This is a genomic window from Achromobacter sp. JUb104 (assembly GCF_024806975.1).
GTDB classification, from domain to species: Bacteria; Pseudomonadota; Gammaproteobacteria; order Burkholderiales; family Burkholderiaceae_B; genus Achromobacter; species Achromobacter spanius.
Genome location: NZ_JANUEY010000003.1, coordinates 498,315 through 512,757 on the forward strand (window position 1 = coordinate 498,315; position 14,443 = coordinate 512,757).

Sequence of the window (14,443 nt, forward strand, 5' to 3'; positions counted from 1 at the left end):
GTATTACCGGCACATCGGCCGCGCATTGGGTAAAATCCGCCCAACAAGACACAAAAGCCGCCGATCCCGGAGTTCCTGAATGACCCACGTTGTCACCGAAAACTGTATTAAGTGCAAGTACACCGATTGCGTTGATGTGTGCCCGGTGGACTGTTTTCGTGAGGGTCCGAATTTCCTCGTGATCGACCCTGACGAGTGCATCGACTGCGCGGTCTGCATCCCGGAATGCCCGGCCAATGCCATCTACGCCGAAGAAGATGTGCCGCAGGACCAGATGAATTTCATCGCCCTGAACGCTGAGCTCTCGCCCGAGTTCGCCAGCATCAGCCGCGCCAAGAAGCCCCTGCCGGACGCCGACGAATGGAACGGCAAGCAGGACAAGCTGCAATACCTGGAAAAATAATCCACGAGCGCCGGCATCCATTTGGCGGCCGGCCTCGCGCGATGCCCCGATGACCGACGACTCCAAATACACGCGCCAGACCGTAACCCACGTACATACCTGGGTGCCCGACAAGCTGTTCTCTTTGCGCGTGACGCGCGACGACGGGTATACGTTCCTGCCGGGCCAGTTTGCCCGGGTCGGTTTGCCAAGTGCCGATGATCCCGACGGCCCGCCCACGCTCTGGCGCGCGTATTCGATGGTTTCCGCCCCGCACGAGTCCGGGCTGGAGTTCTATTCCATCGTCGTCCCCGACGGCCTGTTCAGCCCGCGCATGGCGCAGTTGCAACCTGGCGATGCGCTATACGTCGAGAAAGCCCCCTACGGTTTCCTGACCCTTGAGCGCTTCGCGCCGGGCGGCGACCTGTGGCTGCTGGCCTCCGGCACGGGGCTGTCGGCCTATCTTTCCATCCTGCGCGACCCCGCAACCTGGCGCGCCTATCGCCGCATCATCCTGGTGCATGGCGTGCGCACCAAGGCGGAATTGGCCTACCGCGAAGAAATCGAATCCTGGGGCAAGCAGCCGGACCTGGCACCGCTGTTCGCGGCTGATCCGCACAAGCTGGTGTACCTGCCCATCGCCACCCGCGAAGCGCTGCCGGGCATACCGCAAGAACGCCTGACTACCCTGATCGCCGATGGCCGGCTCGAGCAATTGGCCGGGCTGCCGCTGGATCCCGAGCAGGCGAAGGTCATGCTGTGCGGCAACCCCGATATGCTGGCAGACGCCCGCAAGCTGCTCGGCGAACGCGGTTTCAAGCCCGGCCGCCGGGGCATTCCCGGCAACTTGGCGGTGGAAAATTACTGGTGATCCCACACCGCCCGGCGTAGTGCATAAATCCTCCGTTTAGTCTCTATGCAGGGTCTGAAAACGCCCTAAACTGGTGCGTAATGGGATGACGGGTCTCTTTTTAGCAACATATTCCCGGTTGTTGTGGCAGTTTCTTTAGGCTGATTGGATATATCTTTAATCCGCGGCGCAATAATCGGGTCACACGCACGACCCAGAAGGACATTTCCCAAATGCTGTACCAATTGCACGAAATGCAGCGCGCCTTCCTGACTCCGTTCGCTGCATTCACGGATGCCGGTTCTCAGCTGTTCTCCAGCCCCTACAGCCCCCTCGCTTACACCCCGATTTCCCGCCAAATGGCCGCCGGGTATGAGTTGATGACCCGTATCGGCAAGGAATACCAGAAGCCCGCCTGGAATCTGCCCGCCACCGACATCAATGGCAAATCGGTCCGCGTGACCGAAGCCGTTGCGCTGGACAAACCCTTCTGCCGCCTGGTGCACTTCCACCGCGACGTGCGCGGCGCCAACAAGGATGACCCGAAGGTACTGCTGGTTGCGCCGCTTTCCGGCCACCACGCCACCTTGCTGCGCGACACCGTGCGCGCCCTGCTGCCCGCTCATGACGTCTACGTAACGGATTGGGTCGACGCCCGCATGGTGCCCCTGTCCGCCGGACCATTCCACCTGAACGACTACGTCCGCTACGTGCAGGATTTCATTCGTCACCTGGGTCCTGACGTTCACGTAATTTCGGTTTGCCAGCCCACCGTGCCGGTGCTGGCCGCCGTGTCGCTGATGGCGACCGCCAACGACCCCTGCCAGCCGCGCAGCATGGTGATGATGGGTGGCCCCATCGATCCGCGCCAGTCACCCACGCAGGTGAATCGCCTGGCCACGACCAAGCCGTATTCGTGGTTTGAAAGCCAGGTGATCCACCCCGTGCCGCCGCGCTATCCGGGCGCCGGCCGCAAGGTGTATCCGGGCTTTCTGCAGCACGCCGGGTTCATGGCCATGAACCCGGACCGCCACATGAAGTCGCATTACGAGTTCTACCTGGACCTGCTGCGTGGCGACGACAGCGACGCCGAAGCGCACCGCCGCTTCTACGACGAATACAACGCCGTGCTGGACATGCCGGCCGAGTTCTATCTGGACACGATCCGCATGGTGTTCCAGGACTTCGCGCTGCCCAGCGGCACGTGGGAAGTCGATGGCCAGACCGTGCGACCGGCGGATATCAAGCAGGTGGCTCTCTTCACCATTGAAGGCGAGCTGGACGATATTTCGGGCCAGGGCCAGACGCGCGCGGCCATCAAGCTGTGCAAGAACATTCCGGCCGAGCGCAAGTCGCACTACACCGCGCCGAACTGCGGCCATTACGGGATTTTCTCGGGCCGCCGCTGGCGCGAAATGATCTGTCCTAAAATTGCCGAATTCATCCGGCAGTCGGCGTAGGCTTAGCCAAGCTCGAAGCCTGTCCCTGATCCTGATCTTGGGCCTCAAGCGCGCGTAATTCATCAGAGGGGTGGGTGCTGTGGCGGAAGTCGCCACGGTGCCTGCGCGGTTTGATGGGTTGCGCGCGTTGGGCTATTTGTTGGGTGTGTTGGTGCTGGGGCTAGTGTTGCCTTGGTGCCGGCGCTGCTTGATGGGTTGCGCGCGTTGGGGGATTGGGTTCTTGCCTTGGTGGTGCCGCGCTCCACCCATCCTACGGGTGCCGCGCTTCACCTATCCCACGGGTGCCACGCTTCACCTATCCCACGGGTGCCACGCTTCACCTATCCCACCGGTGCCGCGCTTCACCTATACGGTGCCGCGTTGCAGCCATCGTACGTTTTTTTATTGCAGATTAATGAATTCTCGTTTGCTTGCGGACCGTGTTGACGCTTTGCTGCCTCAGACGCAATGTACCAAGTGCGGCTATGACGGTTGTCGGCCTTATGCCGAGGCCATCGCGGAAGGCTCGGCGCCCATCAACCGCTGCCCGCCCGGCGGGGATGAGGGCATTGCCGCGCTGTCCGCGCTGTTGCAAACCCCTGCCCTGCCGCTGGATCTTGAGCGCGGCGAACCGGGTCCGCTGCTGGTCGCCCGCATCGATGAATCGCATTGCATCGGCTGTACGCTGTGCATCCAGGCCTGTCCCGTCGATGCCATCGTGGGCGCCAACAAACACATGCACACCGTGCTTGCCGATTGGTGCACCGGCTGCGACCTGTGCGTGGCGCCCTGTCCCGTGGACTGTATTCAAATGGTGCCCGCCGGACGCGCGTGGACCGCGCAGGACGCCACCATCAGCCGCCAGCGCCATCGCAACCATCTGGCCCGCGTTGAACGCCTGGCGGCCGACAATGCGCGCTTGATGGCGCCAGAAGCGCCCGCCGCCCCCAGCGCGCCCATTTCCGACGACGCGCAAAGCGAAGACCGCAAGCGCTCCGCCATTGAATCCGCTCTGGCCCGCGCCCGGGCTCGCCGCAATCCCACGCAGTCATGAACGCAGCCAAACGCCGTGAAATTTTCGCCCGCCTGCAAGCGGCCAATCCGCACCCCACCACTGAACTGGAATACGACACGCCGTTCCAGTTGCTGATCGCGGTGCTGCTGTCGGCGCAAGCCACCGACAAATCGGTCAACATCGCCACGCGCAAGTTCTTCCCGCAATACGGCACGCCTGAAGCCTTGCTAACGCTAGGCGAAGAAGGCCTGTCCGATTTCATCAAGACCATCGGGCTGTACCGCACCAAGGCCAAGAACACGATCGCCACCTGTCGGATCTTGCTTGAGCATCATGGCGGCGAAGTCCCGCAAACCCGCGAGGCGCTGGAATCGCTGCCCGGCGTGGGCCGCAAGACAGCCAACGTCGTGCTCAACACCGCCTTCGGCCAACCCACAATGGCGGTGGACACGCACATTTTCCGCGTGTCGAACCGTACCGGTATTGCACCGGGAAAGAACGTGCTGGAAGTTGAAGACAAGCTCGTCAAGTTCGTACCCCGCGAATACATCCAGGACGCGCATCACTGGCTGATTTTGCACGGCCGCTACATCTGCGTGGCACGTACGCCCAAGTGCCCACAATGCGGGATTTCTGATTTGTGCGAATTCAAGCAGAAGACGGCGGCTTGATCTGGGGGTGGGTTGGGTTTTTGGTGAATCGTGGCGGATTCGTGATGGGTCCGTGGTGAATCGTGCTCGTATCGTGGCGGGCTCGTGATGGGTCCGTGGTGAATCGTAGGATGGGTGTAGCGCGCCACGACCTGCACCAAGAACAGTGACGCCGTTCGCGCGAAACCCATCACTTGGCCGTTGTGCCGTGGCTGAATTTTATTGATATTCCACCGCTGCTTGATGGGTTTCGCGCGCTATATATCAGGGTTCTTGCATAGGGCTCTGCGCGCTTCACCCATCCTACGTGCACGGCGCATTGATCGCGCTCACGGCGCTTTTGCTGCAACGCATTGCTTGTCAAAAAGGGTTTTCCCCGCCTTGCGGCGCACGTATTGTCGGCCTGCCGACAATTGCCCTTTCCGCACTGCAAAACCTATGTAAAACCCTCATGGAATTTTGATAAGGACGTCCGCATACTCGCCGGCAACTCATCGGAAAACTACTAGAGATTATTAGGATTTCCGCCCTTCGGGGGCTTGTCGCAATGACGGCAGGCAGAGACCATATAAATACAACGCTGGTGCAGCGGACATGGATGACACAATCCTGGAGACAAAAGGCCTCACCAAGGAATTCCGCGGATTCGTCGCGGTCAATGGGGTCGATTTGCGTATCAAGCGGGGCGAGATTCATGCCTTGATCGGGCCGAACGGCGCGGGCAAGACGACATGCTTCAACCTGCTTACCAAGTTTTTATCGCCTACGTCGGGAACCATCAAGTTCAACGGCGTCGACATTACCGGCGAACGTCCCGCGCAGATCGCGCGGCGCGGCATTATCCGTTCGTTTCAGATCTCGGCGGTGTTCCCTCACCTGACCGTGCTTGAGAACGTGCGCATCGGCCTGCAGCGCAAGACGGGGCTGTCGTTCCATTTCTGGCAAAGCGACAAGCGCCTGGCCAGCTTGAACGAGCCGGCCCGAGCGCTGCTTGAGCAGGTGGACCTGGGCGCCTTCGCGGACGAGACCACGGTGAACCTGCCTTACGGCCGCAAGCGCGCGCTGGAAATCGCCACGACGCTGGCGATGGAACCGGAACTGATGCTGCTTGACGAGCCCACGCAGGGCATGGGGCACGAAGACGTGCACCGCGTCACGCAACTGATCAAGCGCGTCAGCGCCGGGCGCACGATCCTGATGGTGGAGCACAACATGAGCGTTGTGTCCTCCATCGCCAACACCATCACCGTGCTGGCGCGCGGCTCGGTGCTGGCCGAAGGTTCGTACGCAGAAGTCTCGCGCCATCCCGCCGTGATGCAGGCCTACATGGGCACCACCGACGGCGAACTTCAAGGAGCGCACGCATGAGCACCCCGGCACTCGAAATTTCGGGCTTGCAAGCCTGGTACGGGGAATCCCATATCCTGCACGGCGTGGATATGCGCGTGGGGCAAGGCGAAGTCGTCACGCTGCTGGGGCGCAATGGCGCCGGCCGCACCACGACGCTGCGAGCCATCCTGGGGCTGACCGGGTCCCGCAAGGGTTCGGTGCGCATCCATGGCACCGAAGCCATCGACCTGCCGACCTACAAGATTGCACACCTGGGCGTGGGTTATTGCCCCGAAGAACGCGGCATCTTCGCCAGCCTGTCTTGCGAAGAAAACCTGCTGCTGCCGCCTGTGGTCGGTTCGCTGGGCGGCGGCATGTCGCTGGCCGAAATATATGACATGTTCCCCAACCTGCAAGAGCGCCGGAATTCTCCGGGCACGCGCTTGTCAGGCGGCGAACAACAAATGCTGGCGGTGGCGCGCATCTTGCGCACCGGCGCCAACCTGCTGCTGCTGGACGAAATCTCGGAAGGCCTCGCGCCCGTCATCGTGCAGGCGCTGGCCCGCATGATCACGACCCTCAAGCAGCGTGGCTACACCATCGTCATGGTTGAGCAGAATTTCCGCTTCGCGGCGCCGCTGGCCGATCGCTTCTATGTCATGGAGCACGGGCAGATCGTCGAACATTTCGAAGCCGCCGAACTTTCAGAAAAACAGGACACGCTCAACGAATTGCTGGGCGTCTAAAACAACCTGTCATCCGCCGGAACCCCGGCAACACTACACCGTAGGGAAGAGGAGTCATCCCATGAAGCTGCACACCATCACTGCTGCACTGGCCATGGCGGGCCTGGGATTTGCAGGGGCAACCGCCCACGCGCAAGGTATCTCCGACGATGTCATCCGCATCGGCTTCATCACCGACATGTCTGGTGTCTATTCCGACATCGACGGCAAGGCCGGTCTGGACGCGATCCGCATGGCGATCGACGAGATGGGCGGGTCCATCAACGGCAAGAAGATCGAAGTCGTCTCCGCCGACCACCAGAACAAGGCGGACATCGCGTCCTCGCGCGCTCGCGAATGGTTCGACCAGCAGAAGGTCGATGTCATCATCGCCGGCACGAACTCGGCCACCAGCCTGGCCATGGCGGCCGTGGCCGCCGAGAAGAAAAAGCCGTTCATCGCCATCGGCGCCGGCGCTTCCGACCTGACCAACGCCCAATGTTCGCCCTACACCGTGCACTATGCCTACGACACCGTGGCGCTGGCGCGGGGCACGGGTTCCGCCGTGGTGAAAGACGGCGGCAAGAGCTGGTTCTTCCTGACCGCCGACTACGCCTTCGGCCACGCGCTTGAGCGCGACACCATGAAGGTCGTCAAAGACGCCGGCGGCGACATCAAGGGCCAAGTGCGCGCGCCGCTGGGCACTGCCGACTTCTCCTCGTTCCTGCTGCAGGCCCAGGCCTCCAAGGCACAGATCCTTGGCTTGGCCAACGCGGGCGGCGACTTCAGCAATTCCGTCAAGGCCGCGAACGAATTCGGCGTCACGCAGACCATGAAAATGGCCGGCTTGCTCGTGTTCATCAACGACATCCACGCGCTGGGCCTGAAGACCACCCAGAACATGTACCTGACCACGGGCTGGTACTGGGACCTGAACGACGCTTCGCGCGCCTGGAGCAAGAAGTTTGAAAGCAAGGTCGGCCGCAAGCCGTCGATGCTGCAGGCCGGTGACTACTCCGCGGCCATGTTCTACCTGAACGGCGTCAAGGCCTCGGGCTCGGACGACGGCGACACCATCATGAAATGGATGAAGTCGAACAAGGTCAACGACTTCTTCGCACAAGGCGGCTATGTGCGCGAAGACGGCCGCATGATCCACGACATGTACCTGATGCAGGTCAAGACGCCGGCTGAATCCAAGGCGCCGTGGGACTACTACAAGGTCGTGGCGACGCTGCCCGGCGACGAGGTCTATACCAAGTTGTCCGAATCCACTTGCAAGCTGGTCAAGAAGTAATTTTCGGCTCATGTGACCCCAAGGTGCGGCTTGGCCCTGGCCGTGGCCGCACCTTGAATTTGCTCGCTTCCATCCGTACGCGCAGGATTTTCAAAAGATGACTGACCTTTTTGGCATCCCTATACAGGCCTTGCTTGGCCAGCTATTACTGGGCCTGGTCAACGGTTCCTTCTATGCCATGCTGTCGCTCGGGCTTGCCGTGATCTTCGGGCTGCTGAACGTCATCAACTTCGCGCACGGCGCGCTCTACATGCTGGGTGCGTTCGTCGCCTGGATGGGGCTGTCGTACCTGGGGTTGAACTACTGGGTGATGCTGGTTCTGGCCCCGCTGGTCGTCGGGCTGTTCGGCATACTCATTGAAAAACTATTGCTCAAGCACCTGTACAAGCTGGACCATCTTTACGGGCTGCTGATGACCTTCGGGCTGACCTTGCTGATCGAGGGGCTGTTCCGCAGCTTCTACGGCGTGTCGGGCCAACCCTACCCCACGCCCGACGCGCTGCGCGGCGCGACCAACCTGGGCTTCATGATCCTGCCGAACTACCGTGGCTGGGTCGTGGTGGCGTCGGTGGTGGTCTGCATGGCGACCTGGTACGTGATCGAACGCACCCGCCTGGGCGCCCTGTTGCGCGCCGGTACTGAAAACCCACGCCTGGTCGAGGCCTTCGGCGTGAACGTGCCCCGCATGATCACGCTGACCTATGGCTTCGGCGTGGCGCTGGCGGGCTTTGCCGGCGTGCTGGCGGCGCCTGTTCTACAGATTTCCCCGCTGATGGGGTCCAACCTCATCATCGTCGTGTTCGCCGTGGTCGTGATTGGCGGCATGGGGTCCATCATGGGCGCCATCGTCACCGGTCTGGGCCTGGGCGTGATTGAAGGACTGACGAAGGTGTTCTGGCCCGAAGCCTCCAGCACCGTCGTGTTCATCATCATGGCCATCGTTCTGTTGATCCGCCCGGCCGGGCTGTTCGGAAAAGAAAAATGAATCGTCAATTCCTGGGCTATGCGGTACTGGCCGTCGTGGTGGCCGCTCTTCCCTTTCTGGGGGTGTACCCGATCTTCGTCATGAAGATCATGTGCTACGCGCTGTTCGCGTGCGCATTCAACTTGCTGCTGGGGTTTACCGGCCTGCTGTCGTTCGGGCATGCGGCCTTCCTGGGCAGCGCGGCCTACGCGGCCGGGCATGCGATGAAGGTCTGGGGCTTTCCCACCGAAATCGGCCTGCTGTTCGGCGTGGGCGTGGCGGCGCTGCTGGGGCTGGCGATGGGCGCGATCGCCATCCGGCGCAGCGGCATCTACTTCGCCATGATCACGCTGGCGCTGGCGCAAATGGTGTTCTTCTTCTTCCTGCAGGCCAAGTTCACGGGCGGCGAAGACGGTCTGCAAAGCGTGCCCCGCGGCACCCTGTTCGGGCTGATCGACCTGTCCAAGGACATCAACCTGTACTACCTGGTGATGGCCATCTTCGTCATCAGCTATTTCATCATCTGGCGCACGGTGCATTCGCCTTTTGGACAAGTGCTGCAAGCGCTGCGCGAGAACGAGCCGCGTGCCGTGTCGCTGGGCTATGACGTCGATCGCTTCAAGCTGCTGGCCTTCGTGCTGTCGGCCGCGCTGGCCGGGCTGGCGGGCGCCACCAAGACGCTGGTGTTCGTGTCGGCCACCCTGTCGGACGCCACCTGGCAGATGTCCGGGCTGGTCATCCTGATGACGCTGATCGGCGGGCTGGGCACCTTGACGGGCCCCATCCTGGGCGCCTTCATCGTGGTGCTGCTGGAAAACAAGGTGGGCGACTTCGGCCAGATGATGGCCAGCCTGACCGGCGTGGAATGGTTCCTGCGGCTGGGTGAATCCGTCACCATCGTGATCGGCCTGATCTTCGTGATCTGCGTGCTGGCGTTCCGGCGCGGCATCGTGGGCGAAGTTGGCGCGTTCATCGACAGGCGCCGCGCCGCCCGCGCCTGAGGCGCGACGCGCTATCCCGACGGGGCCGCATCACGCGGCCCCGTTTGCATTGGACGCCGGCTTCCGCCCGTACAATAAAACGCACCCAACTCCACAGGTGCCTGACCATGCGCAACCCGCATCCGCTCGCCCCCGTTCTTGGCGCATTCGCGCTGGCCTTGGCGTTCATCGCCCCCAACGCAGCCGCCGCCCCATCCCCCGCCCCCACTTGCGAAGTCGACCGCCCAGTCCGCTTCAGCGGCCTGAACTGGGAGTCCAACCTGGTGCTGGCCGGCATTGAGCGCTATGTGCTGGAACACGGCTACGGCTGCAAGACCAGCGTTGAAATCGGCGAAACGCTGCCGATGCTGGCGGCGTTGCAACGCGGCGACGTGGACGTGACGCCGGAAGTCTGGCCGGGCCAGATCGAGGGCGCCTGGAAGAAGGCGCTGGCCAGCGGCAAAGTGCTGGGCGTGGGCCATGTGTACGACGCAGGCGAAGGCTGGTATATCCCGCGCTACACGGCCGAGCGCCATCCCGACTTGAAGTCGGCATCCGACCTGACTCGCTTCAAAGAGGTGTTCATCGACCCCGAAGACCCGGGGCGTGGCCGCATTTACGGCTGCCCTGCCGGCTGGGCCTGCGGCACGCTGAACGACAACCTGCTGCGCGCGCTGAAGCTCGACAAGGACTATTCGCTATTCGCACCGGGCTCCGGCGCCGCGCAGAAGGCCGCCATCGTGTCAGCCTACAAGCGCAAGCGCGACATCGTCTTCTACTACTGGACGCCCACCTCGCTGGTCGGCGCGCTGGACCTGGTGAAGCTGGAACTGCCCGCCTTCGACCAGGCTGCCTACACCTGCATGACCGACCCCAAGTGCGCCAACCCCGTCGCCACGGAATTCAAGCCCAACCCCGTGGTCACCGGTGTCAATGCGGCGTTTGCCAAGCAAGCGCCGAAGATCACCGAATTCCTGACCAAGCTGACGGTGCCCGATGACGCCATCGACGCCACGCTGGGCTGGCTGGAAAACGAGGGCAAGGAACCCGAGGACGCCGCGCGCTATTTCCTGAAGCAGTACGGCCCTGTCTGGCGGCAATGGATGCCCGCGGACGTCGCGGACCGCGTGCAGGCGGCACTGCAAAAGGAGTAGATTTTCCAGAGGCGGCCGGCCGCCAGCACCGGCCGCCTCCTGTATCCTGACGTTTCGGCGCCAAGGCGGCGCCCCCCGATTCAAGCGAAGGAAGATTCCAACATGGACGCCCTGTTTTGGCACGACGGTCACTGGACCACTGAAAACCCCAAATTGCTCGGCCCGGCCGACCACGCCTTCTGGATGGCCAGCATGGTTTTTGACGGTGCGCGAGCCTTCCGTGGCCTTACGCCCGACCTGGACCTGCACTGCCAGCGTGTCGTGCGTTCGGCCGAAAAAATGCTGATGAAGCCGCAGATCGGCTGGGAAGACATCCAGAAGCTGTGCCTGGAAGCCGTAGCCAAATTCCCGGCCGGCACCGAGCTCTACATCAAGCCGATGTTCTATTGCGCCGACGGCTTCCTGCTGCCGGATGCCGACAAGACGCAATTCGTGCTGCACGTGTTCAAGGTGCCGATGCCGGGCGAGCTTGGCTTTTCGGCCTGCTTTTCCAGCTATGCCCGTTCGTGGCCGAACATGGCGCCTACCGACGCCAAGGCCTCGTGCCTGTATCCCAACGGCCAACGCGCCATCCGCGAAGCCGCCGAGAAGGGTTTCGACAACGCCATCATGCTGGACGGCGCGGGCAATATTGCCGAGTTCGCCACCAGCAACCTGTGGATCGCCAAGGACGGCGTGGTTTCCACGCCCGTGGACAACGGCACGTTCCTGAACGGCATCACGCGCCGCCGCGTGCTGGCCCTGCTGCAAGCCGATGGCGTCGAGGTTCAGGAACGCAGCCTGACCCGCGCCGACATCGAAGCCGCGGACGAAGTGTTCTCGTCCGGCAACTACGGCAAGGTGGTCCACGTGAACCGCGTGGAAGACCGCGCGCTGGAGTACGGCCCCATCGCACGCCGCGCGCACAAGCTGTATATGGACTACGCGGAAAGCACCGGCCGCAAGCAAGCATAGGCCTCGCCCGCAACACTCGCGGGGTGAAAAAATGCCGCGATCCGAATCCGGGTCGCGGCATTTTTGTTGGCCATCGAACTAGCCAGAAAGTTGGCTCAGGGTTTGGTTCAGTCCTTGTCGGCGCCCTTGCCCAAGCCCAGATAGCTTTCGATCACCTTCGGGTCGCCGGCCAGTTCGCGCGCCGGGCCATGCAGGATGACTTCACCGGTTTCCAGCACATAGCCGTAGTCCGCCACTTGCAGCGCAGCGCGGGCGTTTTGCTCGACCAGCAAGATGGCCACGCCGGTTTCGCGCAGGCGCGCAATGATGTGGAAGATCTCGCGCACGATGCGCGGCGCCAGGCCAAGACTGGGTTCGTCCAGCATCAGCAAGGTGGGCTTGGCCATCAGCGCGCGGCCCACGGCCAGCATCTGGCGTTCGCCACCCGACAAGGTGCCGGCCTGTTGCCCACGACGCTCGCGCAGGCGCGGAAACAGATCGAACACTTCATTGAGCGTGTCGCGCCAGCCGGCCTCGCGGGCGCGGTAGCGGCGAAATCCGCCCAGCAGCAGGTTGTCTTCGACGGACATGGTGCCGAACAATTCGCGGCGCTCGGGCACCAGCGACATGCCGGCCGCCACGCGGCGCTCGACCTGCCAGCCGGACACGTCGGTGCCCGCGTATTGCACGCTGCCGGCTGCATGGCCGGTTTGCGGCAAGGAACCCATCATTGCGTTCAGCATGGTGGATTTGCCGGCGCCGTTGGCGCCGATCACGGTAACGATGCTGCCGGCCGGCACGGTCAACGACGCGCCGACCAGCGCGCCAACCTTGCCGTAACGCGCCGACAGGTTGCTGACTTCCAGCACGGGCGATTGCGTTGCGCTCATTGCACACCTCCTGCGGACACGGGCTTGGCCTGATCCGCTTCGGGCAGGTCGTCGTCGATGCCGCCCAAATAGGCTTCCAGCACCGCCGGGTTCTTTTGCACGTCGGCGGGCACGCCTTCGGCCAGCTTGGTGCCGAAGTCCATCACCACCAGGTGGTTGGTCAGGCGCATGACAAAATCCATATCGTGTTCGACCAGCAAGATGCTCATGCCTTCCGCGCGCAGTTGCTCCAGCACGCGAGCCAGGTCTTGCTTTTCTTTGTAGCGCAGGCCGGCGGCCGGCTCGTCCAGCAACAGCAGCACCGGATCAGACGCCAGGGCGCGCGCGATTTCCAGGATGCGTTGCTGGCCCAGCGCCAGGTTGCCCGCCTGTTCGTACAGGTATTCGCCCAGGCCCACGCGCTTGATCTGCTCGGCGGCCTCATGCAGCAGTTGCGCTTCACGGGCGCGATCCGAATGCAAGGCACCCGCCAGCACGCCCACGTCGGAACGCAAGTGCGCGCCCAACGCCACGTTTTCCAGCACGGTCATGCCCGGCAGCAACTGCACGTGTTGGAACGTACGGCCAACACCCAGCTTGGCGATCTCACGCGCCGAGCGGTTGTCGATGCGCTGCCCCATGAACGTGACCTTGCCACGCGTCACCGGCAACACGCCGCTGATCAGGTTGAACGTCGTGCTCTTGCCGGCTCCATTGGGGCCGATCAGGCCCATGATTTCGCCCGAGCTGACTTTGAACGTGATGTCGTTGACGGCGACCAGCCCGCCGAATTCCTTGCGGATGGCGTCCACTTCCAACACCACCTGCCCGGCTTGGGGCCGCGCACGCGTCGGCAAAGCCGGCGCGGCAGCAGGCGGCGCAAGGTTGCGGCGCGAACCGTCAGCGCCGGTAATGCTGCCCCACCACCCTGCCAGAATGGGCCACAGGCCATTGCGTGCGTATTGCAGCATCAGGATCAGCAGCACGCCGAAGACGATCATCTCGAAGTTGGCGTTGGTGTCCAGCAGCTTGGGCAGCCAATTCTGCAACTGGTCTTTCAGCACCAGGATGACGCCGGAACCCAGCAAGGCGCCCCAGACGTAGCCCGCGCCGCCCACCACCGCCATGAACAGGTATTCGATGCCGTAGTTGATGCCGAACGGGCTGGGGCTGACGGCGCGCTGCATGTGCGCGTAGAGCCAGCCCGAAATGCAGGCCAGCAAGGCCGCCCAGACGAAGATCACAACCTTGTAGGCAGCGGTGTTCACGCCCATGGATTCAGCCATGCCCGCACCGCTCTTCAAGGCGCGGATGGCCCGGCCCGGACGCGAATTGAGCAGGTTGCGCGTGGCCCACAGCGCCAACAACACGAAGACCCAGATCAGGTAATAAATATTGCGGCCGCTGGCCAGGGACAGGCCGAAGATGCTGATGGGTTCAATGCCGGCAATCCCGTCGTGCTTGCCCAACCAGTCGATATTGCCGAACAGGAAGTACAGCGACAGGCCCCATGCAATGGTGCCCAACGGCAGGTAGTGGCCGGACAGGCGCAGGGTAATCGCGCCCAGCAGGTAGGCGACGGCGGCGGTCAGCACCAGACCGACCGGCAGGGCCAGCCAGGGCGACACGTCGTACTGCGTGGTCAGGAAAGCCGTGGTGTAGGCGCCCAGGCCCACGAACGCGGCCTGGCCGAACGACGTCAAGCCGCCCACGCCGGTCAGCAGCACCAGGCCCAGCACGATCAGGCTGGCCAAGCCGATGTAATTGAGTTGCGTCACCCAGAATTCGGGCGTGACCGGCAGCAACGGCAGGCCCGCCAGGACGACGATGAATACAGCAAGCAGAATGCGATTCAT

Annotated in this window: 14 protein-coding genes; 12 read left to right on the forward strand and 2 right to left on the reverse strand. The window is 62.8% G+C overall.

What is annotated here, in order from left to right:
* The first annotated feature begins 79 nt into the window (after positions 1-79).
* The 12 genes from fdxA to M2361_RS22825 all read left to right on the forward strand — a co-directional run bounded on the left by fdxA (position 80) and on the right by M2361_RS22825 (position 11,739).
* Positions 80-403: a ferredoxin FdxA gene (fdxA, locus tag M2361_RS22770; RefSeq protein WP_013392198.1), complete on the forward strand. Its 324-nt coding sequence runs from the start codon at positions 80-82 to the stop codon at positions 401-403.
* Between the two features lie 49 nt (positions 404-452).
* Complete coding sequence (locus M2361_RS22775) at positions 453-1,253, forward strand: ferredoxin--NADP reductase (RefSeq protein ID WP_259251910.1); 801 nt, start codon at positions 453-455, stop codon at positions 1,251-1,253.
* Between the two features lie 212 nt (positions 1,254-1,465).
* Positions 1,466-2,692 (forward strand): polyhydroxyalkanoate depolymerase, encoded by a 1,227-nt coding sequence (locus M2361_RS22780; protein ID WP_100857345.1) that lies wholly within the window; start codon positions 1,466-1,468, stop codon positions 2,690-2,692.
* Positions 2,693-3,086: 394 nt separating this feature from the next.
* Complete coding sequence (gene rsxB / locus M2361_RS22785; RefSeq protein WP_259251913.1) at positions 3,087-3,725, forward strand: electron transport complex subunit RsxB; 639 nt, start codon at positions 3,087-3,089, stop codon at positions 3,723-3,725.
* Complete coding sequence (nth, locus tag M2361_RS22790; protein WP_259251914.1) at positions 3,722-4,357, forward strand: endonuclease III; 636 nt, start codon at positions 3,722-3,724, stop codon at positions 4,355-4,357. The genes rsxB and nth overlap by 4 nt, the downstream gene beginning before the upstream one ends.
* 573 nt (positions 4,358-4,930) lie before the next feature.
* Positions 4,931-5,704: an ABC transporter ATP-binding protein gene (locus M2361_RS22795; RefSeq protein ID WP_100857348.1), complete on the forward strand. Its 774-nt coding sequence runs from the start codon at positions 4,931-4,933 to the stop codon at positions 5,702-5,704.
* Positions 5,701-6,411, forward strand: coding sequence for an ABC transporter ATP-binding protein (locus tag M2361_RS22800; RefSeq protein WP_006223796.1), 711 nt, complete (start codon positions 5,701-5,703; stop codon positions 6,409-6,411). Before M2361_RS22795 ends, M2361_RS22800 begins: the two co-directional genes overlap by 4 nt.
* A gap of 61 nt (positions 6,412-6,472) precedes the next feature.
* Positions 6,473-7,687 carry an ABC transporter substrate-binding protein gene (locus tag M2361_RS22805; RefSeq protein ID WP_259251915.1) on the forward strand — a complete coding sequence of 405 codons (1,215 nt, stop codon included), beginning with the start codon at positions 6,473-6,475 and terminating at the stop codon, positions 7,685-7,687.
* A 97-nt stretch (positions 7,688-7,784) separates the two neighbouring features.
* Positions 7,785-8,672 carry a branched-chain amino acid ABC transporter permease gene (locus M2361_RS22810; protein WP_259251917.1) on the forward strand — a complete coding sequence of 296 codons (888 nt, stop codon included), beginning with the start codon at positions 7,785-7,787 and terminating at the stop codon, positions 8,670-8,672.
* Entirely contained in the window at positions 8,669-9,652 is a 984-nt protein-coding gene (locus tag M2361_RS22815; protein WP_259251920.1) for a branched-chain amino acid ABC transporter permease, read from the forward strand. Before M2361_RS22810 ends, M2361_RS22815 begins: the two co-directional genes overlap by 4 nt.
* Positions 9,653-9,759: 107 nt before the next feature.
* Positions 9,760-10,785: an ABC transporter substrate-binding protein gene (locus M2361_RS22820; RefSeq protein ID WP_259251921.1), complete on the forward strand. Its 1,026-nt coding sequence runs from the start codon at positions 9,760-9,762 to the stop codon at positions 10,783-10,785.
* A 102-nt stretch (positions 10,786-10,887) separates the two neighbouring features.
* Positions 10,888-11,739 carry a branched-chain amino acid aminotransferase gene (locus M2361_RS22825; RefSeq protein WP_259251922.1) on the forward strand — a complete coding sequence of 284 codons (852 nt, stop codon included), beginning with the start codon at positions 10,888-10,890 and terminating at the stop codon, positions 11,737-11,739.
* Positions 11,740-11,846: 107 nt separating this feature from the next.
* On the opposite strand, the gene M2361_RS22830 is transcribed toward M2361_RS22825, so the two are convergent.
* Positions 11,847-12,608, reverse strand: coding sequence for an ABC transporter ATP-binding protein (locus M2361_RS22830; RefSeq protein WP_100857353.1), 762 nt, complete (start codon positions 12,606-12,608; stop codon positions 11,847-11,849).
* The gene (locus M2361_RS22835; RefSeq protein ID WP_259251923.1) at positions 12,605-14,443 is read right to left on the reverse strand and encodes an ABC transporter permease subunit; all 1,839 of its coding nucleotides are present in this window, start codon (positions 14,441-14,443) and stop codon (positions 12,605-12,607) included. The genes M2361_RS22830 and M2361_RS22835 overlap by 4 nt, the downstream gene beginning before the upstream one ends.

Bases quoted from the DNA above. Each gene is read 5' to 3' on its own strand.
- M2361_RS22775 (WP_259251910.1), top strand. From the start codon at position 453: ATGACCGACGACTCCAAATACACGCGCCAGACCGTAACCCACGTACAT.
- M2361_RS22800 (WP_006223796.1), top strand. From the start codon at position 5,701: ATGAGCACCCCGGCACTCGAAATTTCGGGCTTGCAAGCCTGGTACGGG.
- M2361_RS22825 (WP_259251922.1), top strand. From the start codon at position 10,888: ATGGACGCCCTGTTTTGGCACGACGGTCACTGGACCACTGAAAACCCC.
- M2361_RS22820 (WP_259251921.1), top strand. From the start codon at position 9,760: ATGCGCAACCCGCATCCGCTCGCCCCCGTTCTTGGCGCATTCGCGCTG.
- M2361_RS22795 (WP_100857348.1), top strand. From the start codon at position 4,931: ATGGATGACACAATCCTGGAGACAAAAGGCCTCACCAAGGAATTCCGC.
- fdxA (WP_013392198.1), top strand. From the start codon at position 80: ATGACCCACGTTGTCACCGAAAACTGTATTAAGTGCAAGTACACCGAT.
- M2361_RS22805 (WP_259251915.1), top strand. From the start codon at position 6,473: ATGAAGCTGCACACCATCACTGCTGCACTGGCCATGGCGGGCCTGGGA.
- M2361_RS22815 (WP_259251920.1), top strand. From the start codon at position 8,669: ATGAATCGTCAATTCCTGGGCTATGCGGTACTGGCCGTCGTGGTGGCC.
- rsxB (WP_259251913.1), top strand. From the start codon at position 3,087: ATGAATTCTCGTTTGCTTGCGGACCGTGTTGACGCTTTGCTGCCTCAG.
- M2361_RS22780 (WP_100857345.1), top strand. From the start codon at position 1,466: ATGCTGTACCAATTGCACGAAATGCAGCGCGCCTTCCTGACTCCGTTC.
- nth (WP_259251914.1), top strand. From the start codon at position 3,722: ATGAACGCAGCCAAACGCCGTGAAATTTTCGCCCGCCTGCAAGCGGCC.
- M2361_RS22810 (WP_259251917.1), top strand. From the start codon at position 7,785: ATGACTGACCTTTTTGGCATCCCTATACAGGCCTTGCTTGGCCAGCTA.
- M2361_RS22830 (WP_100857353.1), bottom strand. From the start codon at position 12,608: ATGAGCGCAACGCAATCGCCCGTGCTGGAAGTCAGCAACCTGTCGGCG.
- M2361_RS22835 (WP_259251923.1), bottom strand. From the start codon at position 14,443: ATGAATCGCATTCTGCTTGCTGTATTCATCGTCGTCCTGGCGGGCCTG.